We start from the raw sequence: 22,880 nt of genomic DNA, 5'->3' as shown, positions 1-22,880 counted from the left end.
AACTATTTTATTTACTTATTTCATGAATTATGTGTTTTTCATGGTCATTTTGTGTACAGATTGTATGATTATTTTTTTTGTCAACAATTAATCTGGTATTTTTTTTGAGTACTTTAATTATTGAAAAAATTATTTAATCAAAAGTGTAATAATGGTATTGACATAGTAAAGTGAAAAGTATATATTATTTTATGTTGTATAAACGATTGGCAAGTTAGAGATGGAAGATGAAAATATGGTCAAAGTAATAAAGAGTCTATGGTGAATGCCTAGGAGCTTTAAGGCGAAGAAGGTCGTGGTAAGCTGCGAAAAGCTTGGGGGAGAAGCAAACATTTTATGATCCCAAGGTCACCGAATGGAGTAATCCAATTAGCTAGATGCTAATTATTTACTGCGTATGTAGTAAAGGCTATACCAGGGGAAGTGAACCATCTAAGTACCCTGAGGAAAAGAAATCAAAGAGATTCCCTAAGTAGTGGCGAACGAAAGGGGAGTAGCCTAAACTTTAAATGTGTCAAGCTGCAGAGCATTGCATTTAGAGGGTTGTAGGACACTTGAAGCTTAGTCTGCAATAAGCTGAGAAGTTACAAAATATTTATGTAGAAGAATAACTTGGAAAAGTTAGCCAAAGAAGGTGATAGCCCTGTAATTTAAATGTAAATATCTTCTTAAAGATGTTCCTAAGTAGGACGGGACACGAGAAACCTTGTCTGAAGCTGGGGAGACCACTCTCCAAGGCTAAATACTATAAAGCTACCGATAGTGAAGAGTACCGTGAGGGAAAGGTGAAAAGAACCCCGGGAGGGGAGTGAAATAGAACTGAAACCGTAGACTTACAAGCAGTCAAAGCCATGATTATTCATGGTGATGGCGTGCCTTTTGCATAATGAACCTGCGAGTTATCATGTCTAGCAAGGTTAAGGCATTGTAGTGCTGGAGCCTGAGCGAAAGCGAGTCTTAAACGGGCGATTTAGTTAGATGTGGTAGACCCGAAGCCGAGTGATCTATTTATGGCCAGGCTGAAGCTTGGGTAAAACCAAGTGGAGGGCCGAACCCTAGTCTGTTTAAAAAGGCAGGGATGAGCTGTGAATAGGAGTGAAAGGCTAAACAAACTCGGATATAGCTGGTTCTCCTCGAAATGGATTTAAGTTCAGCCTTATTTTAGTGCAATAGAGGTAGAGCACTAATTGAGCTAGGGCCTGTCAAAGGGTACCAAACTCAGTTAAACTCCGAATGCTATTGTATGATGAATAGGAGTGAGACTATGGGCGATAAGGTCCATAGTCGAGAGGGAAACAACCCAGACCAACAGCTAAGGTCTCAGAAATGTGTTAAGTGGAAAAGGAGGTTTAGGTACGTAAACATCCAGGAGGTTGGCTTAGAAGCAGCCATACCTTTAAAGAGTGCGTAATAGCTCACTGGTCGAGTACTTAAGCGCCGATAATGTAACGGGGCTAAACACATTACCGAAGCTTTGGATTCTAATTTACGTTAGAATGGTAGAGGAGCGTTCTGTAAGCCTGAGAAGTTAAACTGAGAAGTTTGATGGAGGTATCAGAAGTGAGAATGCAGGTATGAGTAACGAAAAAATGGGTGAGATCCCCATTCGCCGAAAACCTAAGGTTTCCTGGGTGAAGGTCGTCTTCCCAGGGTTAGTCGGCCCCTAAGGCAAAGCTGAAAAGTGAAGTCGATGGGAAACGGGTTAATATTCCCGTACCTCTTATAGTTTCGATTGGAGTGACGCATGAGGTTAACTACTGCTAGGCGATGGTAGTCCTAGTTTAAGCATTAAGGTGTTGATTTTAGTAGGAAAATCCGCTAAAAGAGCTGAGATGTGATGATGAGTGTTGTTTAGGCGACATGAAATGTAGGTAGTCAAGGTGCCAAGAAATAACTTCTAAGGTTAGGCTATAAGGGACCGTACCGCAAACCGACACAGGTAGGTGGGATGAAAATTCTAAGGCGCGCGAGAGAATCCACGTTAAGGAACTCTGCAAAATACATACGTAACTTCGGGATAAGTATGACCTAAGAGATTAGGTAGCATAAAAATGGTCCGAACGACTGTTTACCAAAAACACAGGTCTCTGCAAATCTGTAAAGAGAAGTATAGGGACTGACACCTGCCCGGTGCTGGAAGGTTAAGAGGAGATGTTAGTGTAAAACGAGGCATTGAATTTAAGCCCCAGTAAACGGCGGCCGTAACTATAACGGTCCTAAGGTAGCGAAATTCCTTGTCGGGTAAGTTCCGACCCGCACGAATGGTGTAACGATTTGGACGCTGTCTCAACGTGGAGCTCGGTGAAATTGAAGTATCGGTGAAGATGCCGATTACTTGTGGTTAGACGGAAAGACCCCGTGAACCTTTACTATAGCTTGGTATTGAGGTTTGATTAAATATGTGTAGGATAGGTGGGAGACTTTGAAGCTATCTCGTTAGGGATAGTGGAGTCGCACTTGAAATACCACCCTTGTTTAATTAAGTTTCTAACTCATAGTGATATGAGGAGAGTGCCAGGTGGGTAGTTTGACTGGGGCGGTCGCCTCCCAAAGAGTAACGGAGGTGCGCAAAGGTTACCTTAGAGTGGTTGGAAATCACTCTGTAAGTGTAAAGGCATAAGGTAGCTTAACTGTGAGACTGACAAGTCGAGCAGATACGAAAGTAGGTCTTAGTGATCTGGCGGTAGCGAGTGGAAGCGCCGTCACTTAACGAATAAAAGGTACTCCGGGGATAACAGGCTTATCCTTCCCAAGAGTTCACATCGACGGAAGGGTTTGGCACCTCGATGTCGGCTCATCGCATCCTAGGGCTGGAGCAGGTCCTAAGGGTATGGCTGTTCGCCATTTAAAGCGGTACGCGAGCTGGGTTCAGAACGTCGTGAGACAGTTTGGTCCCTATCTGCCACAAGCGTTGGATATTTGAGAGGAGCTATCTCTAGTACGAGAGGACCGAGATGGACGAACCTCTAGTGTACCAGTTATCCTGCCAAGGGTAAGTGCTGGGTAGCTACGTTCGGAAGGGATAACCGCTGAAAGCATCTAAGTGGGAAGCCTTCCTCAAGATGAGATATCCTATTAGGGTCCTGGGAGAATACCAGGTTGATAGGTTAGAAGTGTAAGTATAGTAATATATTAAGCTGACTAATACTAATTACCCAAATCTTTGACCATATTTTTGTCTTCCTTATATACCCTGGTGATTAAAGAAAAGAGGAAACACCTGTTATCATTCCGAACACAGAAGTTAAGCTCTTATTCGCTGATGGTACTGCGAGTTCGCGGGAGAGTAGGTTATTGCCAGGGTTTTTTTGTTTGCATTTTGATATATCTAATATGTATTAGACATATATTGTAAATTATGCGTGGTTTGAGTTTATTTTTGTTTTTATTTTTTATTTCTCATGTTAGTTTACCCGCTAAAGAAACCTTGAAATTTAAACTTGTAGATCAATATTATCCGCTTTATTATAAAAATCAAGAAAATAAGATGGTTGGTATGATTTTTTATCTTCTAGACAAGTGGGCACAAGATAATGATTATGACATTAGTATAGAAGCTGTTGATTATCTTGATAAAGATAAAATTGAAGATGATGTAGTTTATTTGGGATTAACTTATAATTCAGACTTAAATGAATACCTTTATTTTAAAAATGAGATTGGCAAATGTATAACCGCATTGATTTATGATTCAGAAAAAGAGCAAAAACTTTCCAATTTATTTTTTTCAAACAAGTTACGTGTAGGTGTTGTAAAGAATACTATATATGAAGATATTTTAAGATTTCATGGTCATAGTGATAATGTTTTTTTATTTCCAGATACTGAAAAATTACTCTTGGCATTAAGAGATAATAAGATTGATTTAGTATATGGGAGTTATAAGTCATTATCTTGTGTATGGTATAGTTCTTTTTATCCATCTTTTATGAAAGTTTTTAATTCTGAGTATTTTTATAGTTTTGGTATAAGAGTTGCTATTAGCAAAAATGCTATTAATCAGCTAAAAGGCTTAAATGTTGATCTTTTAAGTTATATGCAATCTTTCTCTAGAGAGGAATATGCTTCTTTTAAAGAATTCGATTTTTTATTTAATCTGGATGTTGGAATATATAATGATTATCCTCCTTTGAGTTTTATTAATTCTAAAGGTCAATTTGCAGGCATTTTAGTTGATTTGTGGAATACTCTTGCTAGAGAATATGGTTTTTCAGTTAAATTTGTAGGATTCCCAAAGGAGAGCATTAAAGTAAGCCTGGATGATAAGGATGTGTCTGTTTGGGGTGGAATTATTGAAGATGATAATATTTTAACTTCTAAGAAGTATAAAGCAATTGCTCCGATATGTTCACTTAATTTTAATTTGTATTTTACAAATGCTAAAAATAGTAATAAAGTCATAAATTCACAAATTATTGATTTAAGTTTAAATAATATTCAATTAGATAAAAACACAGATATAGTAAGTAATTTTTTAGATATAGTCAATCGTTCATATGGATTTGTAGAAAATTCAATTACCGTAAGCTATTTATTAAAATTGCATGGATACAATAATATATTGAAATTTCAGGATTCAAGTCTAAGTAAATGTAAATTTTTGGTATTAGCTGCTAATAATAAGAGATTACAGTTGTTTGCATATATGCTTAATGCGTTGACAGAAAACATTTTATTCGACACTTTGTTGCAAATAGGTAAAAATTGGCTTGGTCAAGATGAGATTGAAGATTATAAAAATAATTTTTATGGGCATATAAATAGCAGTAACTTTAATATTGAGGAAAAAATCTGGTTACAAAACAATAAGAGGTTAACCCTTGCTGTTAAAGATTGGTATCCTATTGATTATTTTGATTCTGGTCGTTATAAAGGAGTAAATGAGTGGTTAATTAAGAAGATAAAAAGATTGACAAACTTGGATTTCAATATTATAAGTGTGCATGAGAGAGATATTGAAGAATTAATGAAATTAGGGAGAATAGATATATTGTCTGCTAATTTAGATGATACGAATTCAGATTATATTTTTAACATCAAAGCAGTATCAAGAATTCGACTGCATCTTTTTTCAAATAAAACGAGACTATTTACTTCTAGGTCGTTTGGTAATATTGCGGTGCTTAAGTTTTTGTATACAAAAAAATTGGAAACCAAAATAGGAACACAACTGATGCAAGTGGATAGCTTTACAGATGCTTTGGATCTTCTCTATAGGGGCAAGGTTAGTGGGATTGTTAGTGATGAATATACTGCAACTATTAATTTTGAAGACTTAAATATTAGGGATATTAAGAAAATTTTTACTATTCCGAATCTAACATTTGATTTAAATATTGCAGTTCATAACCAAGATTATATTTTAAGAAGAATTATACAAAAAATTTCATTTCGTACAAATGTTAATAATAAATTATATTTTGATGATTGGGTATTCAATGTTCATGAAAGTTTTAAGGATTTAAGACTAAAAAAATCTGGTATAGCAGTATTAACCATTGGTATGTTTGTTTTTACTATTTTTATGTTTTGCCTATTTAATTTGTGGAAGGAGATAGGATTTAGGAAAAAAATGTATTCTTCTGCAATCAGTGAGAAAAAGGTTATTGAGAATGCTATTGCTGCCAAAACTATTTTTTTAGCAAGTATGAGCCATGATATTCGTACCCCTATTAATGGCATAATAGCAGCTACTGAGCTTTTGGAGAATACTGATCTTTTGGGTGTGCAAAAAGAGTATGTGCAAATGATAAATTATTCATCTATCTTATTACTCTCTTTAATTGATGAAATATTGTATATCTCTAAAATAGATATGAATGAGATCTATATTGAAAGTAATGAAATAGATTTGGAACATGAAATTGAATGTGTTTTGAAAGGTTTTCAGTCGCAAAGTGCAAAACAAAATATTGATTTGATTTTTTATTCAAAATCAGATTTGGAAAATTACTTAATAGGGGATAGAGCTAGACTTAAGAGGGTACTGATTAATTTAATAGGAAATTCTTTTAAATTTACTACAGATGGGATCATAGTTTTAAACTATGAAATAATTTGCAGTACAGAAGATAATGATGGTAATAAAATAATTACTATTGAGTTTAAAGTAATTGATACTGGTAAAGGAATTAAGGAAAGTAATATACCGGTAATATTTGGATTATTTAGACAAGGCAATGATTCTGATTCAAAGAAGTATGAAGGAAGTGGTCTTGGACTTGCAATATCTAGGAGGCTTGTTAGTTTAATGGGCGGTCCTGGTATTGCAGTTGAGAGTGAGGTAGGCAAGGGAACAACTTTTTCATTTATGTTACCTTTTGTTTTAGGTCATAAGATTAAAGATAAAGAAGTAAATAAATTGGAATTAGTGACTAATAAAAAGATTTTAAGCTTATTTTTAAGTAAAAAAACTGTTGAGGTATTAAGAGACATAAGTAAGATATTTGATTATAAGGATAATATACATTATTTTTATTCTTATGAGCATGCTTATAAGGCGTTTTATAGGTATCCTTATTATGATTTTGTTTTTATAAATGTCGACGATTTTGGTTTACAAGAAGCTCTTAAGTTTGCTGAAAAGATTGAAGGTTTAAATTTTAATGTAAGAATAGTTTTTGTGTTTTATTATTTAAAAGGTAATGAGATCATTGATTTTAAATATGAATACATGCAAAAACCTTTTAAAAGGTGGGATTTTTATTCTAATTGGATTAAAAATGGTGCAATTGTAGATGTTCCCATAATAAATGAATCTAGTATTCTTAAGCTTAAAAATAATATTGGTATCTTAATAGCTGAGGATAATGAAATTAATCAAAAGATTTTAAAAAATGTTTTGATTGTTATAGGTGTCAGGGAAGATTTTATTGATATTGTGGATGATGGTGTTAAGGCTATTGAATTTTTAAAAACTAATAAATATGATATGGCTTTTATTGATATAAGAATGCCAAATTGTGATGGATTTACGGTATCTAAAGAAATACGCAAATTTGAAAGCCAGAATAACTTAAATCCATGTGTATTAATAGCTGTTACTGCACATGCATTAAGAGAATATAAAGATAGGTGTTTAGAAAATGGAATGAATGATTATCTTGCAAAACCGATACATATTAGTTCGATTAAGTATATTTTAAAAAAATATTTACATATTGAAGTTGAAGATAATAAAATTATATCAGATAAGATATTCGATAGTTTTTCTAATTTACCCAATTTAGATATTGATAATGCTTTAAGAGATTTAAATATCTCATATGATATGTATGTTGATTTGTGCAGAGGATTTGTTGATATGAGCGATAATCTGATATGTGATTTGGATGAGGCTTTTAATTTAAACAATATAAAATTAGTAAAAGAATTAGTACATTCAATAGCTGGAGCTCTTAGTAATATGCGTAGTAACTTATTTGGAAAGTTTAAACAGATTGAGATGAATACAGGTTCAATACATGAATTAAAAATATTGTATTCTGAAGCGCGTAAAGGTTTGATTTTACTTATTAAGAACATAAGGAAGCAGATTTTAGATGTTATCGAAACTTGTGATCAGGAAAAATTAAAATTTAAAAGCAATGATGAATTTTTGAGTCTTATGCAAAGGCTTTTAAATGGAATAGAAGATAGAAATCCAAAAGAATATAAGGAAGTTCTTGAAGTGCTTAAAAGGTATAGTTTAGATGACAATAATGTTATATTATTTAATTCTCTTATTAAATATTTAAGAGTATATAATTTCAAAGAGAGCACTAATATTGTTAAACGTATGATGAATCTTAGGTAAGATAGGGAAGTCATGACTCAAAGTATGATTTTGGATAATTTTGAGGAATTTTCAGTTGAACCTCAGAAATTGCTACTTGTGGATGATACACCCACAAATTTGGATCTATTAATAGATATATTGCAACATAAGTATGAGATTAGGGTTGCATTAAATGGGTTTGATGCTTTAAAACAGGTTGAGATTGCTAGTCCTGATTTGATCCTTCTTGATGTATTGCTTCCAGATGTTAGCGGTTATGAGGTTTGTAAAAGGCTTAAAAATGATCCTGAGACTAAAGATATTCCTGTAATCTTTATCAGTTCAAGCGATTCTACCGATGCTCAACTTGAAGGTTTTAGTGTCGGTGGGGTGGATTATATTTTAAAACCTTTTAATGGCAGGGTAATTGATGCAAGAATTAAAACTCATCTTGAGCTTAAAAGACTTAGGGATTATTTTAAGAATCTTGCAAGAATTGATGGTCTAACTCAAATTCCTAATAGAAGGTTTTTTACAGATAAGTTTGCTAAGTCTTGGATGCAAGCTTTGGAGCATAAAAAGAACGTCATTGTGGGAATGTTAGATATTGATTATTTTAAAAAATATAATGATAACTATGGACATACTAATGGTGATGAATGTCTTAGGTTAATTGCAAAGAGTTTAAATAAAATTGCCATTAAATATAAGATAGATATTGCTCGTTATGGTGGTGAGGAATTTATTTTATTTTCTGTAAATAAGAGCTTGAATGAAATGATTAAGATTGTTAGTGTTTTAATTGAAGATATTAGGAATTTGGAAATAGTTCATGAGTACAGTAATATTTCTAATTTTGTTACAGTTTCAATTGGTCTTGCTGAACAAATTCCTCATGATTCCAATTTCACCAACATTATTAAACTTGCTGATGACAAATTATATGAAGCCAAGCTCTCTGGTCGCAATAAATGTAAGTGTTAAAGTTAAATCTTGTAAGTTAAAGAAAACCCAATAGAATCGTAGTAAATATATGAATTATTTGTACTTATTCTTTTTGAGATATCGGCCATTCCCATTGTGTTTACTGTGTACATAGGTGCTGTTGAGAATTTGAATTGCATGTCTAGTGTTAAATTTTCTATGATTTCAATTTTTGAAATAAGGGAGAAATTGTGATAAAAGAAATCACTTCCCCATCCTTGATTTTGTGTTGTACTTACGTTTCTTGCATGTCCAATGTATGTTTGGCCTTCGTATAACAGTCCAATTATATTAAGAGGTATTGGCATTTTGTAAGCTAGGAGTGCATAAGGGTTGATTGTAAATCCATTTATATTTTTACCTTCATCAGCTTTATATTTCCAAAGTTGATTGTCATTAGCATGTGGATTTTGTGTATGAAGAATATTATTTCCAACTACTGTAATAATGTGTGTCCAGTCTCCACCAAGCACCGCATTTAGATCAAATTGTAGTCTACTTCCAATTGTTACCTCAGAATAAAATTCAGGTTTACTTGAATATTGCCCATTACCTACGTGTATTCCAATACCCTTAAATCCAAATCCTTGCCAACCTATGCCAATTTCAATTCCTGTATATATATTAAGAAATGCAATGGGAGTGAGACCGATTTTTCCTTTAAGTAGTGCAACAACAGGTGAGAGTCCAATTTTGAAATCAACATCTATTCCAGTGTTTTGAAGTAAAAGTGAATGTTGTTCGGGATTTTTTAAGATTTTAAAAAATTTATAGTAACCCAAATTTGATATTAGTTTGATACTTCCCCAAGAACTAGGTGAGATCTGATTATTTGGTGATACTGATTTAAATTGAGGGGGTATGAAGCTTGGAGAAAATTTGCTTCCCGAAGTTCCTAGTGCATGTGGTGGATAATAAGCCATTTGAGAGTTGACATAAAAATATTCCATTTCATCTTGATTTTCTTTTGAATAGATTAAGACAGTCTGTAAAAATATCAATACCATGAATAATTTTTTTATCATATGAATTCTTTTTTCTATAAAAGATTTTCTCACATTATACCTTATTTTTTTAAAAATATAAATTATTGCCATCATTATTTTAGATTAATATTTTTTAATACTTTGATATTATTTCTATTAAGCTTTTTTCTACTCCATCAATATTCTTTGATGCATTTATATTATTAAGTCTGTTGCTTTTTGAGTAAAAATCTATTAGAGGTTTTGTCTGTAAATGATATTCTTTAAGTCTGATTTTTAAAGACTCTTCTACGTCATCTTTTCGTTGGTAAAGGGTTCCTTTGCAAAGATCACAAATGTCCTTTTCTTTTGTAGGAAGTGTATATATGTTAAATATTCCGCCGCAGGATTGGCATATTCTTCTTCCAGAAAGCCTTTTTATTAGTATCGCTTCATCAAGTAAAAAGTTTATTATTTGAATATTTTGCAAGAACGTATCTAGAGCTTTAGCTTGATTGATGTTTCTAGGAAATCCATCAAGAATAAAATTATCCTTATTTGCAAGGGTATTGATTTTATCTTCAACAATTTTGATTGTAATTGAGTCGGGTACTAATTGTCCATTCTCAACTATTTGTTTGATTTCCTTACCAAGAGGTGTAACATTTGATATATTTGCTCTAAATAGGTCTCCTGTTGAAATATGATAATAATTTAGTTTGCTTGATAGGATCTTGGCAATTGTGCCTTTTCCAGAGCCCGGAGGTCCTAAAAAAACAAGTTTCATAATGTAACTCCTGTATGTTCTTATTTTTTTTTTGGTTTAGCTAAAGATATTTAACAAGAATTTAAATCCAACAATTGTTCCAATTGCAGACCCAATGTTTACGAAAAATACTATTAATAAAATTTTTGTAACTTTGTTCTTAAAATATCCTTTTATGTTTGCCAAATCTTCTTGTAGTTTTTCAAAATCTTTTATTTTTGGTTTATTTATGTAAGCTTCAACAAGACCCGCAACCATACCTGTTCCAATAAATGGAATTAGAGAAAATATTGGAGCACCAATTGATGCTGTTATTATTGTTATAATATTGGCTTTTAGTAAAAGAGCAGCAAGACCTGCAAATAAAGAGTTACATATTATCCAAAACTCTAAATTTTTGTATGCAAAATCAAAGCCTTTAAAGTAGAATGAACTTGCCATTAGTATGACAATTGAGATTGCTATAAAGTAAGATATTAATTTACTCACTGAGAAACTATTTTTAGGTATGGCATTGAGATTGTCAACATTGACAATCTTTTTGTTTTCTTTAATCTCTTTTAAATTTGCTATTATGCCCTTCACATGACCAGCTCCAACAACTGCAAGAATTGTTCCTGAACCTTCAAGTATTTTACTTGCTATAAATTCATCTCTTTCATCAATTAAAACTTTTTTTACAGTAGGAATTTCTTTTGCAAGTTCTTCCATCATATTTGATAGAACATCTTGTTCTTTGAGTTTTTCAATTTCATCTTGTGTGACTTTTATGTCTGAGAATGAAAACAGGCTTGATATTATTTTGACTTTTTCAAAAGTTGGGACACAGTTCCATGCTCTCTTTAGAGTTGTCTCAACTTTTCTGTCCGCAAGTATTAACGGTATGTTGTGCTCTTTAGCTTTTAAAATAGCCGTTTTCATCTCTTCTCCGGGATTAATTCCTTGTTCTTTTGCTAATTTTTTTTGAAAATTACTTAAAATGATTTGTACTATTAATAAAAATGCTTTTCCTTGTTTTATTACTTTATATATGTCTAAGTTGCGCCATTTTTCGTTTTCATCTGTATTTAGAATTGCGTGATAACGAGCCTCATCAAGTTCAACGGCAATAAAATCCGGCTTTAATGTTTCAATTAAGGTAGATGTGTCTTGTGAGCTTTTTTTTGATACATGTGCTGTTCCTAGTACATATATTTTGTCATAGTCTGTGTCAAGAGTGCTAACGTGTAAAAAACAATCTTCAGTATTCTCTTTTTTGATATCCAAATGCGATCCTTGTCTTTAAAAATTTAACCATCAAGAAGAATGGCTTTTAATAATTTTACCACATGACTTATTGAAACTATATAGTCTATATTATTTTCTTCTATTGCTATTTTGGGCATTCCAAAAACCACTGAACTTTTCTCATCTTGTGCAATAGTTAGTCCGCCAGCTTTTTTAATCTCTCCAATTTCTCTAGAGCCATCACTTCCCATTCCAGTCATTATTAAAGCTATTGCTTTGTCTTTCACATTTTCTGATATTGATTTAAAGAGTACTCCTATAGAAGGTTTGTGTCCATTTACATTCTCAGCATCGAAGACTTCTATTTGATAGTTTTCGTTTATTTTATTAATTCTTGTATGGTATCCCCCAGAACTTATGTATATGAATCCTTTTTTAAGTATTTCTTTATTACTTGTTTCTTTGACAATTAAATTGCAGATATTGTTGAGACTTTTTGCGAATTCGGTTGTAAATCCTTTTGGCATGTGTTGGACAATTATTATTGGGACAGGAAAATTTTTAGGAATTTCTGGTAGTATTGTCTTTAGTGCCGCAGGGCCTCCTGTAGATATTCCAATAACAACTATTTCAAATTTTCTGTTTTTAAGTTTTTTTAAATCTTTTTCATCTATTATTTTTTCTTGATTAAGGTTTGTATTTTCATTTTTATCTGTTGCTTTTGTTATATTTGAATTTTCTTCATTGACTTTATTATTTATCAAATATTGATTTGTTTTGAATTTGAAATTGGTGTCAGTTATGATTTTTTTTTTTATGGTTTTATTTCCGTAAATTGAGAGTAAATCAATAATTTTATCTTTTATGCTTTCTAATTTGTCATCAGTTTTTATTATAAAGTCATCAGCACCTTTTAAGATAGCATTTTTTGCTATGTCTTTGTTTGATGAGAGGATAATAACAGGGAGCGTGTTGTTTATATTTTTCTTTTTTTTTATGAAAGTAATTTCTTTGATTGTTTCTTCTTCTAAACTGAGTAATATTACATCTGGATGTTTTTTAAGTTTTTTAAGGGCGAAGTCTGTGTTGGCTGCAGTTGCAATAATTTCAAGCTTTAAAGATGAATTTATAATGTCTGATATAGTCTTTCTATTAACAGAAGAAGTTTCAATGACGAGTACATAAATTTTTGTTTGCATTTCTGTTTTACTCCTATGAGTCTGTTTATATCAAATTATAATTTGTATTTGTTTTTGAACAGAAACTTTTTTTTGGAAACATCCTTATCATCCTTTTCATATATTATGGCCCAAGGTGTTCTTAAAAATTTAAAAGGAAGATTGAGACCAAAAAGGGATTCTGAATGACCGATAAATAAATAACTTTGCATAGCCATAGAGGAATAAAATTTTTTTAAGACCCTTATTTTAGATTTTTCATCAAAATATATGAGTACATTTCGGCAAAAAATAACGTCTATGTCTGAAAAGCCACTTTCAAAATTTAAGTTATGATAGTCAAATCGTATGTGTTTTTTTATATCATCTATTACCTTGTAACCATCCATGTGAGGTTTGATATATGTTTTATATTGTATTGGGATATGTTCGCATTTTTTTACAGAATAGTATCCTTCTTTTGCTATCATTAGAGATTTTAAACTTAAATCGGAGGCAATAATAATAAAGTCAAAATTCTTTGGAAGATTGTGTTTAAGAACAAATGCCAGTGAATACGGTTCTTCTCCAGTTGAGCATCCAGCAGCCCATATAATAATTCTATTTTTGCCCTCTTGAGTTTTAATGTTTATTAAGTTTGGAATTATAAATCTTTCAAAAGTTGCAAAATGAGCTTCATTTCTAAAGAATCGTGTTAGATTAGTAGTAACTAGATCTAAGAAATATTCTTTTTGAAATTTGTCCGAATTTATTAAGTCATATAATTGTTCTGGAGTATTGATATTTTCAAGTTCATGTATTGCATCATTAATTCGTCCTTTTAATACAACTTTATTTTTTTCATCAAATCTAATTCCGCTATTTTCATATATAAAATTGCAGAATTTCAGAAGGAGTTCATTATTAATATTTAACATTTATAAGATCCAAATTTTGTAAATTTCCTTAATAAATAATATTACTTAATGAGTATAAATGACTAATTAATTGTACAATTTTTTTACAAAAATTGTACAATTAGGACTGATAGCTTAATTTAAATATTAACTTAAGGAATACATTTGTGAAGAGATGTTTATTATATTTTTTATTGATTTTAATGCTAATAACTTGTGATAGCAAAAGGAAAGATTTAGTGAAAAAAAAAGGAATATTTGCATCAATTGATACAAATAAAGGAAATATAGAGATTGAACTTTACTATAAAATTGCACCTCTAACAGTCATGAATTTTATTGGTCTTAGTGAAGGTACTATTAAAAATTCTGTTACAAGTCAGCCTTATTTTGAAAATATTATTTTTCATAGGGTTGTTGATGAATTTGTTATTCAGACAGGAGATCCTACCGGAACGGGTACTGGAGGTCCTGGTTATGTTTTTCCCGATGAATTAAACAAAAATTTGAGTCATAATGAACCAGGAATTGTTTCTATGGCTAATTCAGGTCCTGATACCAATGGGAGTCAGTTTTTTATTACTCTTGCAGATAATCTTACTTATCTTGATCTTAAGCATTCAATTTTTGGTAAGGTAGTTGCGGGAATGGATACGGTTCGTAATATACGTCAAGGAGATAAAATAGAGCAAGTAAGGATTATTCGTGTTGGTGAGGATGCAAAAGCTTTTAAAGTTGACAATGAAGAATTTTTAAAATTAAAAGAAAGTTATGAGGCAAAGAAGACTGCTGAGGTTAAAAAATACATGGCTTTTCAGCTTGAAATAATTGACAAAGATTACAAAGATTTTCAAAAGGATAAAAATGGTATCTTATATAAGATAAATAAACAAGGAAATGGCAAAAATGTTAAAAGTGGCAATACTATCAAAGTAGATTATGAGGGATTTTTACTAAGTGGAGTAAAATTTGACAGTTCAATTGACAGAGGCAAGCCAATAGAGTTTGTGGTTGGGAGTGGTCAAGTGATTGAAGGTTGGGACGTAATGTTGTCAGATATGTGCGAGGGAGAGGAGAGAATAGTAATAATTCCACCAAATCTTGCTTATGGAGAGAGAAGTATTGGTGACTTTATAAAAGCAAATTCTTTTTTGAAGTTTAATATTATTTTAAGGAAAATTAATTAATGTTTGATCAAGTTTTTCATAACGAAAATATTAAATATGAGCTTTATAGAAAATTTTTTCATATTTCTACTTTATTATTTTTATTGTTTTATAGGTTAAATTTTTGGATAGGTCTTGTATCTAGTCTATTTTTTATGTTTGCATATTTAATTTTGGAAATATTTAGAATTATGGAAATAAATTTATTTTTTTTAAGAGGTATATCAGAAATAATAATAAAGTCTAGAGAGGTAGCTTCATACAAAATATCTCTCTCGCCAATATTTTTGGTAGTGAGTATTTTTTGTACTTATTTTCTTATAGATAAGCCTTTTAGTTATATTGGGATATTTTCTGCATGTCTTGGAGATGGTCTTGCAAGTCTTGTTGGTAAACTAATTCCATCTTTTAAACTTGTAAATAATAAAACATTCTCAGGTAGTGTTGCTGTTTTTTTGGTTGCTTTTATTGTTTGTTATTATTTTTTTCCGAATTTTATAATAGCATCAATTGTTGGGATGGGAGCTGTGCTTGTTGAGCTTTTTGATTGTGAAAGATACGATAATTTATTTTTGCCTGTAGGTGTAGCGACTTTATCTTTTGTATTGATTGCTTAAATTTTATAGCCAATAGAAGAAAACTTTTCCTGATTCTTTTAAATACATTGGTGCTCCTATTAAGATTGGGATGAATGCATAGGTTATTTCTATAAAATTGAGATAGATTCCTGATATTATTAGTGATATTGATATAAAAAGTAAAAAGTAGCTTAGGTTTTTTTTCCTTAAGCATGATACTAAAAAATTTATAGGTATTAGTAATAAAAATAAATAGACATAAAATTTATTATTTGCTGTTGAAGAGAGAAAATCCTTTGTGTATTCATATGCATTAATAGGGGCTAAAGAGTTATAGACCATTGAAAAAGTGAAAATTAAGAAAATAGCATAGGTTATTGATTTTATTTGAAAATCACATATATATAGGCTTAAGAAGAATAAATTTAGTAATGAAAATACAGTTATTAAGTTATAAAATTTCATAAAATAATAAAATTCTAGGCTTAATATATTACTTAAAAAATAATATTTAAAAATTGAAATAGGTTCAAATATATATGAGAGAATGAAACAATAAAAGAATACAAATTGTATATTATTTGTTCTTTTATAGTTGATGCATGTCCAAATAGATCCTATGATTCCAATGCTGAAGATAAAAAATTTATTGATCAAAATCAATAAATTTTTATTATAAATTTTAATAATATAGGTATAGAAGTTTATATTAAAGTTTATATAATACATAAATATTGATATAATAATTATTCCTAAGACAAGAGTTGTTAACAGGAAAATATTTAATTTTGCAAAGAGTGTTTTCATTTGAATTTCCAAGAACGTATGTCTTTTTTCATTTTAATTATTTTTTTTATTTCAGCATCAAGTTTTGCAAAGAAATCTATTTTAGTTTTTTCTTCAATTAAATTAACGTTTACAACGTAATTTCTGAGTTCTGAGTCTTTGGCCTTTTCATTTGGAATAATAAAAGCCAATATATCATAAAATTTGTTATTGTTTAATGATAGTATTATTTTATAAAAATTTTTTGGGACTAAAATTTTATTCTTTCCAATAAATCCTTTATTTTCTGTTAAAATTCCTGAACTAACAATATAAATCTTTTCTTTTAAGATAGCCCATTTTCTAACTAATTGTTCAAGTTTGAGCCAGATTCCTGAGTTGAATTCCCTTTGTTGAGGAGATATGTTTGAGAGAAAATAGGTATCTAGCATTGCATCCTTGGAAAAAGACATATCAGCAGAACTGACAATATGCCCTCTATCATATCCGCTTTTTAGGTAATCACTTAGTTTGGGAGCAATTCCCTTAATATCTTGGTCTTCAAAAAAATTTTTACTTCTCGTTATTTTTTTTTCTTTAAGCAAGGTTAAAGCTAATTCAACCATTTCTTTTTTTAATTGGTAAGCTACCCATTCTGATTGTCTTGCACTCTCAGCATACCCTAAAGAATAGTATTTTTTATGTATCACTTGGGTAGTAAGATATCCTTTTGGTAAGAGGTATTCTTCTTTTAATTCAGTTGGGATTTCAGGTACGTAAATTTTATCTTTGATTTTGCTTAAATAATTGGAAGCTATTTCTTTTATGTTTTTTAAGATTTTAGGATTGTGATATAAGAATAAAAAAACCAGTAAGATTAATATGTAAAAACAGAATAAAATTTTTAGTCTTTTTTTCATGAGCTTACCTCGTTGCTATTTTTAAGATTATATCTGATTCCGAAATCAAAAGAAATATTGAATGTATCAAGAAATAAACACTCAATTTTTGAATATATGTTTAAGTAAGGTGTAGCTTTTTTTGTAGAGAATTCAAAAAATATATATGGTTCTATTACGTAAGGTAGTTTGTCATAGAATTTGAAATCTCCTATTAAGTTTGTTGAAAGGTAAAGTCGTCCCCCAATACCCATGGTAGAAGATAAATATTTCATTTTTTTAGACAAATTTATGGTATGCCAGTTTATTCCTGTGCCAATGTAAGAGCTTGAATATTTAACTTTTTTAGAGATGTTATATTCTTGAATCATTAGGATCATACAAACAGCCAGAAAATCAAAATTGTTGATGGCAAATATGTAATAAGGTCTAAATATTATGTGATTGACTTTTGAATTTAAAAAAAATCCTGTTCCAAATCCTGTTCCTGTTGAATAGATAAATCCTCTCTTTACTGAGAAAAAATCATTTTCATTATTAGTTGATTTTTCTTTTAATAATATACTTTTTTTATTATTTATTTCATATTTTTTGTGTCCCTCATTATTTGAAGAGTATAAGCTAATACATAGTAATAAAAAGCAAAATTCGATTAATTTTTTCACAATTAAATTTATTTAAATAATATAAAATAATTTGAAAATAAAGAAGAGGGGGGAATCGGTGTTTAATGTTTGTATTATGATAGAATTAATTTAAGTACTTAGGAGGTTTAAGGTTATGTTTTTAAATTTTTTAAAAAAGGAGCTTATTTTTATATCTGATAAAATAAATTCCAAGGAAGAAGCAATTAATTTTTTAGTTGATCAGGTGAGTAAAAGAGGTTATACTCATGATAAAACAAGATTCCTTCAGGGGTTACTTGAGAGAGAAAATATTGGTGATACATCTTGGGAGAATGGAGTTGCTATTCCACATTTTATAGGGGATATTGTTAAATCAAGTTTTATTTCATTGCTTTACATAAAAGGCGATGGCATAAAATGGTCTGATGATAATCCCCCTGTTAATTTAATATTTTTAATTTGTATGTCAAAAAGTCAGCAAGGTAATGATCATATTAAGTCTATAGCTTTCATAGCTAAATTATTTGAGAGTGATGATTTTAAAAATATGTTAAAAGTTCTAAAGAGTGCCGATGAAATTTATTCTTATATAGAAAATGTTGAGAGATCATCTATAGCTGATACAGCAAGTGTTTCTAAATCAGAAAAAATAGTGGCTGTTTGTGCTTGTCCTGTGGGAATTGCTCATACGTATATTGCTGCTAAAAAGCTTGAAGTTGAGGCTAAAAGACAAGGGTACTTCCTGAAAGTTGAGACACAAGGTTCTATTGGTATTGATAATCCTTTAACAGAGACAGATATTAAAGACGCTGATGTTATAATACTTGCGGTGGATAAAGATGTTGATGAAGAAAGATTTGATGGCAAGAGAGTTTATAAGGTTTCAACTGCGAAGGTTATCAACAGTGTAGAAAATGTTATTAAAGAAGCATTTAGTGCTTCCATATTGAATTATAAAAATGTTCATTCTCTTAAAGATAAGTTTGGTAGTAGTAGAACTGGTTTTTATAAGTACTTAATGAGTGGCGTCTCTCCTATGATTCCAATTGTGGCAAGTGGTGGTATTTTAATAGCGTTTGGTATATCTTTGGCAGGAATTGGTTCTGATGGTCCAAATTTTGATAAGTATCCTTTTTATAAAACAATTACAGATATTGGTGGTGTGGCTTTTGGTATGATGTTGCCAATACTTTCAGGGTTTATTGCTATGGCAATTGCCGATAAGCCAGGTCTTGCACCAGGTCTTGTGGGGGGTGTGCTTGCCAGAGATGTTAAAGCAGGATTTTTAGGGGCAATACTTGTAGGGTTTATGGCAGGTTTTGTTGCTAAATGGATAGCAAAGAGAAAGATTCCTGAATGGCTTAAACCCGTGATGCCTATATTTGTAATTCCGTTAATAAGTACTGTTATTGTTGGACTTTTTATGATTTATGGAGGTGTGTATATTGGTCAATTCATGAAATTGCTTGAGGATGGCCTTAAATCTCTTCAAAATAATTCAGAAACTTATGGTATTATAGGGAAATTATTTCTTGGATTAATACTTGGTGCTATGGTAGCAATTGATATGGGAGGACCTTTTAATAAAGTTGCATTTCTTTTTGGTGTTGGTATGATTCCCCAAGTTCCACAAATAATGGGTATGGTTGCATCAGCTATTCCTGTTCCTCCTATGGCTATGGGACTTGCTACTCTAATTATGCCTAAATTATTTGAAGATGATGAGCGAGAATCTGGAAAAATATCGTTTTTAATTTCGTTTATTGGTATTAGTGAAGGTGCTATTCCTTTTGCTGCTAGTGATCCAGCAAGAGTGTTGCCTTCAATAGTGCTTGGAGGTGCGGTTGCAAGTGTCATTGCGGCATTTTTGGGTGTTGCGGACCATGCTCCGCATGGAGGTCCAATAGTTCTTCCTGTTGTTGATAACAAATTGGGCTTTATTATTGCAATAGCTGTTGGTGTTGCCGTTGCAACAAGTTTGGTTATTTTTCTAAAATCATTAAAAATGAAGGAATCTAAATGAGAGCTGATAATATATTTTTGATGAAAAATGAAATTAAGGAATATGATTGGGGTGGAACTAGTTTCATCCCTTCTCTTCTGGGACAAAAAGAAGATGGGTTGCCTAAGGCTGAGATGTGGCTTGGAGCACATAAGACATTTTCTAGTAAAATATTAGTTGATGGTCAGTATGTTTCTCTTTGTGATTTTTTAGAAAATCATCAAGAGCTTTTGGGATGTGAGAGTGAATTATCATTTTTATTTAAAGTTCTCTCAGTCCAAAAGCCTTTATCAATTCAAATACATCCCTCAAAAGATATTGCTTTAAAAGGATTTGAACTTGAGAATGATAAAGGGATAGATATTAATGATTCTAAGCGAATTTATAAGGATAAAAATCCAAAGATAGAACTTGTTTATGCATTAAGTGATTTTTATGCTCTTAAAGGATTTCTTCCCCTTTTTGAAATCAAGAGTATATATAAAAAATTGAAATTAGATTTTCATTTTGCAACCCATAAAGAGTTTATAAAAATTATATTTAGTTTGCAAAAGTTTGAAATTGAGGATGCTATTAATCGAGTGAAAAAAAATTTAAGTTTCATAAATGATTTTAGAGCTTATTGGTTTAATGAAATTTATAAGATTTATGGGTCAGATATTGGTCTTTTGGTATTTTTAGGGATGTATATTTTTAAGTTAAGTTCAGGTGAGGTGCTTTATACAGAGAGTCAAGAAGTTCATGCTTATCTTCAGGGTGATTGTCTTGAACTTATGACTAATTCTGACAATGTGATTAGGGCAGGTCTTACCACTAAATATATTGACAAAGATGAAATGCTTAAGGTTGGTAGATTTGAAGAGGGCGTATTTTCATTATTGAGGGGGAAGGAAATTGATGGGTTTAATGTATTTAAGCTTCCAGATACTAATTTAAGTTTATTTCAAAAAAATATAAATGAAGAGATCTGCTTTGAAAGGGATGGTGTAATGATATTGTTAGTTATGAATGGAGAAATTCGGATTAATAATGAGGTTTGCCTTAAGAAGGGCGAAAGCATATTTATAGGAAATTGTGGTGAGAAATTATTGATTTGTGGAAATGGAGAAATTTTTATTGCACTATCTTTATAATGAGAAATTGGTCTAAGGAGCTATCATTTACATGAGAACTCTAATAAACCCGATTGCAAAGAATTTAAATCTTATCCCTTCAAATACTATTTTTGGTTTTGTGAGAAATATTGTTGGACCAAGTGTAGGATAAACTTTAAATCCTAATGATAAATTTTTTGTAATTTTATGTTCTATTGATAAAGGTAATCTGGTTACTATTCCTATCCTATCATAAGGAGAAGGTTGTGTAGTTCCAGGGGAAGTTAAGTTTGCTTGGGACCAGTCTGTTCCAATTCCAAAACCTCCTCCAACTATTAAATATTCTCCTATTTGTTGTTTAAAAATTAGATCGATGGCAATTAAATTGTAAGGTTTAAAATTTGTAGGATTAAAGTATAAGAAACTACCATATCCAAGCTCTATGTCTACATATGGAACTGAGATTAAAAGATTGATAAGAGGATTTCCAGTTCCTATTCCCGCTGCAAATGAGTAAGGATTTTTTTCCCTTTTCATTGCGTAAAAATTTGTAATGATGTGTGGTTTAGGCTCTTCAAGAATAGGTTTAGGCTCTTCAAGAATAGGTTTAGGCTCTTCAAGAATAGGTTTAGGCTCTTCAAGAATAGGTTTAGGCTCTTCAAGAATAGGTTTAGGCTCTTCAAGAATAGGTTTAGGCTCTTCAAGAATAGGTTTAGGCTCTTCAAGAATAGGTTTAGGCTCTTCAAGAATAGGTTTAGGCTCTTCAAGAATAGGTTTAGGCTCTTCAAGAATAGGTTTATCATGTGTGATGCAGGTTTCTCCGTCATCTTCTTGTTTGCATTTGATGAAATAATTATTGTTAGATTTAGAGAACGCAAAATGTTGTAAATTAAATATTAACAATAATATAAATATTTTTTGAGTATTGTTTTTCATCAATTTTCCTTTAAATGTATATTTTTATGAATCCAAAACCAAAAAATCCAAATCTTATTCCTTCCATTGATGTGGGTTTAAATATCATTGTTCCACCAATTGTTGTTATAGCTTTGAAACCTATTACAACCTTTGTCAAAAAACTGTATTCTAATATAATAGGAAGTCTAAACACAATTCCTAACCTATTGTTAGATGATGTTATTGCAAATTTTTCTTGTTTGTCTTGAGTACTTTCTTGTTTTATGTTTGAAGCATTTTGTTCGTTTGGTTTTATTTGAGACAAGTCGATACCTATGCCAAGCCCACCGGTGAGCGTTATACTTTGATAAATTTCTTCTTTAAATAGGATATCAGTTCCAAGAACAATATAAGGTATGAAATTGTTAGGATGTAATCCATTGAAGCCCCCATATCCAATATCTATGTCTACATATGGGAAATTAATTATGATGTTAGTTATAGGGTTTCCAATTCCAAATCCTATTCCAAATGATTTAAATTGGTTTTGTTGCTTATTCAATATCTTGTTAAGATTTAATGTATCAATCGTTGTCGCAACAGATAAACTTGTTAAAAAAATCATAATCAGTTTTAATAATGTCTTCATAAATTCTCCTTCAACTTATGTTTGATAGATGTGCACAATTTTTAAAATTATGTTTCATAAAATGTAAAAAATTTTTTTATCTCAACATGTTTTTAATGATTTTTAGTCATAAAAATTGGATTTATTTTAATTGATGTCAAGTTTTGGTATAACGTCAAGGTTAAACTCATAAATATTTTTCTACACATTTATTTCAAACATCTATTGTGAAATACAAACATATTTTTGCAACTTATAAAAATAAATATTAGAGCAAAGATTTATATTAAAAATATATTTGACATATTTTTAATATAAATATAAATTTAAGTATAGAATTTGATTTGCAGGTTGATAAGGTTACTCTTTGCTCTTTCGCATGGTTTTTAAAGACATATTTTTAATGTATGATCTTTATTTGGTGATTTTGCTATTTTCTTATTAGTTAAATAT

The 22,880-nt window shown here is 30.7% G+C and carries 16 protein-coding genes and 2 rRNA genes; 8 read left to right on the top strand and 10 right to left on the bottom strand.

Translation table 11 applies throughout. From position 1 onward, the window contains the following. Positions 1-237 precede the first annotated feature (237 nt). The 4 genes from bpuSUM_RS02075 to bpuSUM_RS02060 all read left to right on the top strand — a co-directional run bounded on the left by bpuSUM_RS02075 (position 238) and on the right by bpuSUM_RS02060 (position 8,740). A 23S ribosomal RNA gene (locus bpuSUM_RS02075) occupies positions 238-3,171 on the top strand. Between the two features lie 21 nt (positions 3,172-3,192). Then, positions 3,193-3,303: ribosomal RNA gene (rrf, locus tag bpuSUM_RS02070) — 5S ribosomal RNA — on the top strand. Between the two features lie 55 nt (positions 3,304-3,358). Continuing rightward, positions 3,359-7,795: an ATP-binding protein gene (locus bpuSUM_RS02065; RefSeq protein ID WP_247065575.1), complete on the top strand. Its 4,437-nt coding sequence runs from the start codon at positions 3,359-3,361 to the stop codon at positions 7,793-7,795. A gap of 12 nt (positions 7,796-7,807) precedes the next feature. After that, positions 7,808-8,740: a GGDEF domain-containing response regulator gene (locus bpuSUM_RS02060; protein ID WP_430644643.1), complete on the top strand. Its 933-nt coding sequence runs from the start codon at positions 7,808-7,810 to the stop codon at positions 8,738-8,740. Between the two features lie 2 nt (positions 8,741-8,742). Here the strand turns inward: bpuSUM_RS02060 and bpuSUM_RS02055 are convergent, their stop codons facing one another. The 5 genes from bpuSUM_RS02055 to bpuSUM_RS02035 all read right to left on the bottom strand — a co-directional run bounded on the left by bpuSUM_RS02055 (position 8,743) and on the right by bpuSUM_RS02035 (position 13,793). Then, positions 8,743-9,765 (bottom strand): hypothetical protein, encoded by a 1,023-nt coding sequence (locus tag bpuSUM_RS02055; protein ID WP_247066279.1) that lies wholly within the window; start codon positions 9,763-9,765, stop codon positions 8,743-8,745. 94 nt (positions 9,766-9,859) lie between these two features. After that, positions 9,860-10,492, bottom strand: coding sequence for an adenylate kinase (locus tag bpuSUM_RS02050; RefSeq protein WP_247065573.1), 633 nt, complete (start codon positions 10,490-10,492; stop codon positions 9,860-9,862). A 36-nt stretch (positions 10,493-10,528) separates the two neighbouring features. Next, a complete protein-coding gene (locus bpuSUM_RS02045; protein WP_247065572.1) occupies positions 10,529-11,737 on the bottom strand; it encodes a TraB/GumN family protein in 1,209 nt (402 codons plus the stop codon). A 23-nt stretch (positions 11,738-11,760) separates the two neighbouring features. Next, the gene (locus bpuSUM_RS02040; protein ID WP_247065571.1) at positions 11,761-12,897 is read right to left on the bottom strand and encodes a chemotaxis protein CheB; all 1,137 of its coding nucleotides are present in this window, start codon (positions 12,895-12,897) and stop codon (positions 11,761-11,763) included. 35 nt (positions 12,898-12,932) lie between these two features. Next, positions 12,933-13,793 (bottom strand): CheR family methyltransferase, encoded by an 861-nt coding sequence (locus tag bpuSUM_RS02035; RefSeq protein ID WP_247065570.1) that lies wholly within the window; start codon positions 13,791-13,793, stop codon positions 12,933-12,935. Between the two features lie 218 nt (positions 13,794-14,011). Here bpuSUM_RS02035 and bpuSUM_RS02030 point away from each other — a divergent pair, with 218 nt between their 5' ends. Continuing rightward, positions 14,012-14,959 (top strand): peptidylprolyl isomerase, encoded by a 948-nt coding sequence (locus bpuSUM_RS02030; protein ID WP_247065569.1) that lies wholly within the window; start codon positions 14,012-14,014, stop codon positions 14,957-14,959. Beyond that, positions 14,959-15,555 carry a diacylglycerol/polyprenol kinase family protein gene (locus bpuSUM_RS02025; protein WP_247065568.1) on the top strand — a complete coding sequence of 199 codons (597 nt, stop codon included), beginning with the start codon at positions 14,959-14,961 and terminating at the stop codon, positions 15,553-15,555. Before bpuSUM_RS02030 ends, bpuSUM_RS02025 begins: the two co-directional genes overlap by 1 nt. A 3-nt stretch (positions 15,556-15,558) precedes the next feature. Here the strand turns inward: bpuSUM_RS02025 and bpuSUM_RS09945 are convergent, their stop codons facing one another. Genes bpuSUM_RS09945 through bpuSUM_RS02015 form a run of 3 tightly spaced genes read right to left on the bottom strand, consistent with a single transcriptional unit; the run spans position 15,559 to position 17,806 of the window. Then, complete coding sequence (locus tag bpuSUM_RS09945; protein ID WP_347343289.1) at positions 15,559-16,323, bottom strand: hypothetical protein; 765 nt, start codon at positions 16,321-16,323, stop codon at positions 15,559-15,561. Beyond that, entirely contained in the window at positions 16,320-17,201 is an 882-nt protein-coding gene (locus bpuSUM_RS02020; RefSeq protein WP_247065567.1) for a DNA/RNA non-specific endonuclease, read from the bottom strand. The genes bpuSUM_RS09945 and bpuSUM_RS02020 overlap by 4 nt, the downstream gene beginning before the upstream one ends. Next, positions 17,198-17,806: a hypothetical protein gene (locus tag bpuSUM_RS02015; RefSeq protein WP_247066277.1), complete on the bottom strand. Its 609-nt coding sequence runs from the start codon at positions 17,804-17,806 to the stop codon at positions 17,198-17,200. The genes bpuSUM_RS02020 and bpuSUM_RS02015 overlap by 4 nt, the downstream gene beginning before the upstream one ends. A gap of 154 nt (positions 17,807-17,960) precedes the next feature. Between bpuSUM_RS02015 and bpuSUM_RS02010 the strand changes: the two genes are divergently transcribed. Together bpuSUM_RS02010 and manA are read left to right on the top strand one after the other, a co-directional pair. Beyond that, a complete protein-coding gene (locus tag bpuSUM_RS02010; RefSeq protein WP_247065566.1) occupies positions 17,961-19,829 on the top strand; it encodes a fructose-specific PTS transporter subunit EIIC in 1,869 nt (622 codons plus the stop codon). Beyond that, a complete protein-coding gene (gene manA, locus bpuSUM_RS02005) occupies positions 19,826-20,941 on the top strand; it encodes a mannose-6-phosphate isomerase, class I (protein WP_247065565.1) in 1,116 nt (371 codons plus the stop codon). The genes bpuSUM_RS02010 and manA overlap by 4 nt, the downstream gene beginning before the upstream one ends. Before the next feature lie 27 nt (positions 20,942-20,968). On the opposite strand, the gene bpuSUM_RS02000 is transcribed toward manA, so the two are convergent. Both bpuSUM_RS02000 and bpuSUM_RS01995 read right to left on the bottom strand, forming a co-directional pair. Beyond that, complete coding sequence (locus bpuSUM_RS02000; protein ID WP_247065564.1) at positions 20,969-21,838, bottom strand: DUF3996 domain-containing protein; 870 nt, start codon at positions 21,836-21,838, stop codon at positions 20,969-20,971. Positions 21,839-21,848: 10 nt separating this feature from the next. Then, positions 21,849-22,448 (bottom strand): BAPKO_0422 family outer member beta-barrel protein, encoded by a 600-nt coding sequence (locus bpuSUM_RS01995; protein WP_247065563.1) that lies wholly within the window; start codon positions 22,446-22,448, stop codon positions 21,849-21,851. Between the last annotated feature and the right edge of the window lie 432 nt (positions 22,449-22,880).

It is taken from the genome of Borrelia puertoricensis, assembly GCF_023035875.1.
In the GTDB taxonomy this organism is placed as follows: domain Bacteria; phylum Spirochaetota; class Spirochaetia; order Borreliales; family Borreliaceae; genus Borrelia; species Borrelia puertoricensis.
The sequence above is the reverse complement of the archived record's forward strand: the minus strand, read 5'-3'. Positions and strand labels throughout refer to the sequence as shown.

Coding starts and splice junctions, on each gene's coding strand:
- bpuSUM_RS02065 (WP_247065575.1), top strand. CDS start 3,359: ATGCGTGGTTTGAGTTTATTTTTGTTTTTATTTTTTATTTCTCATGTT.
- bpuSUM_RS02060 (WP_430644643.1), top strand. CDS start 7,808: ATGACTCAAAGTATGATTTTGGATAATTTTGAGGAATTTTCAGTTGAA.
- bpuSUM_RS02055 (WP_247066279.1), bottom strand. CDS start 9,765: ATGATAAAAAAATTATTCATGGTATTGATATTTTTACAGACTGTCTTA.
- bpuSUM_RS02050 (WP_247065573.1), bottom strand. CDS start 10,492: ATGAAACTTGTTTTTTTAGGACCTCCGGGCTCTGGAAAAGGCACAATT.
- bpuSUM_RS02040 (WP_247065571.1), bottom strand. CDS start 12,897: ATGCAAACAAAAATTTATGTACTCGTCATTGAAACTTCTTCTGTTAAT.
- bpuSUM_RS02035 (WP_247065570.1), bottom strand. CDS start 13,793: ATGTTAAATATTAATAATGAACTCCTTCTGAAATTCTGCAATTTTATA.
- bpuSUM_RS02025 (WP_247065568.1), top strand. CDS start 14,959: ATGTTTGATCAAGTTTTTCATAACGAAAATATTAAATATGAGCTTTAT.
- bpuSUM_RS09945 (WP_347343289.1), bottom strand. CDS start 16,323: ATGAAAACACTCTTTGCAAAATTAAATATTTTCCTGTTAACAACTCTT.
- bpuSUM_RS02020 (WP_247065567.1), bottom strand. CDS start 17,201: ATGAAAAAAAGACTAAAAATTTTATTCTGTTTTTACATATTAATCTTA.
- bpuSUM_RS02010 (WP_247065566.1), top strand. CDS start 17,961: ATGTTTTTAAATTTTTTAAAAAAGGAGCTTATTTTTATATCTGATAAA.
- manA (WP_247065565.1), top strand. CDS start 19,826: ATGAGAGCTGATAATATATTTTTGATGAAAAATGAAATTAAGGAATAT.
- bpuSUM_RS02000 (WP_247065564.1), bottom strand. CDS start 21,838: ATGAAAAACAATACTCAAAAAATATTTATATTATTGTTAATATTTAAT.
- bpuSUM_RS01995 (WP_247065563.1), bottom strand. CDS start 22,448: ATGAAGACATTATTAAAACTGATTATGATTTTTTTAACAAGTTTATCT.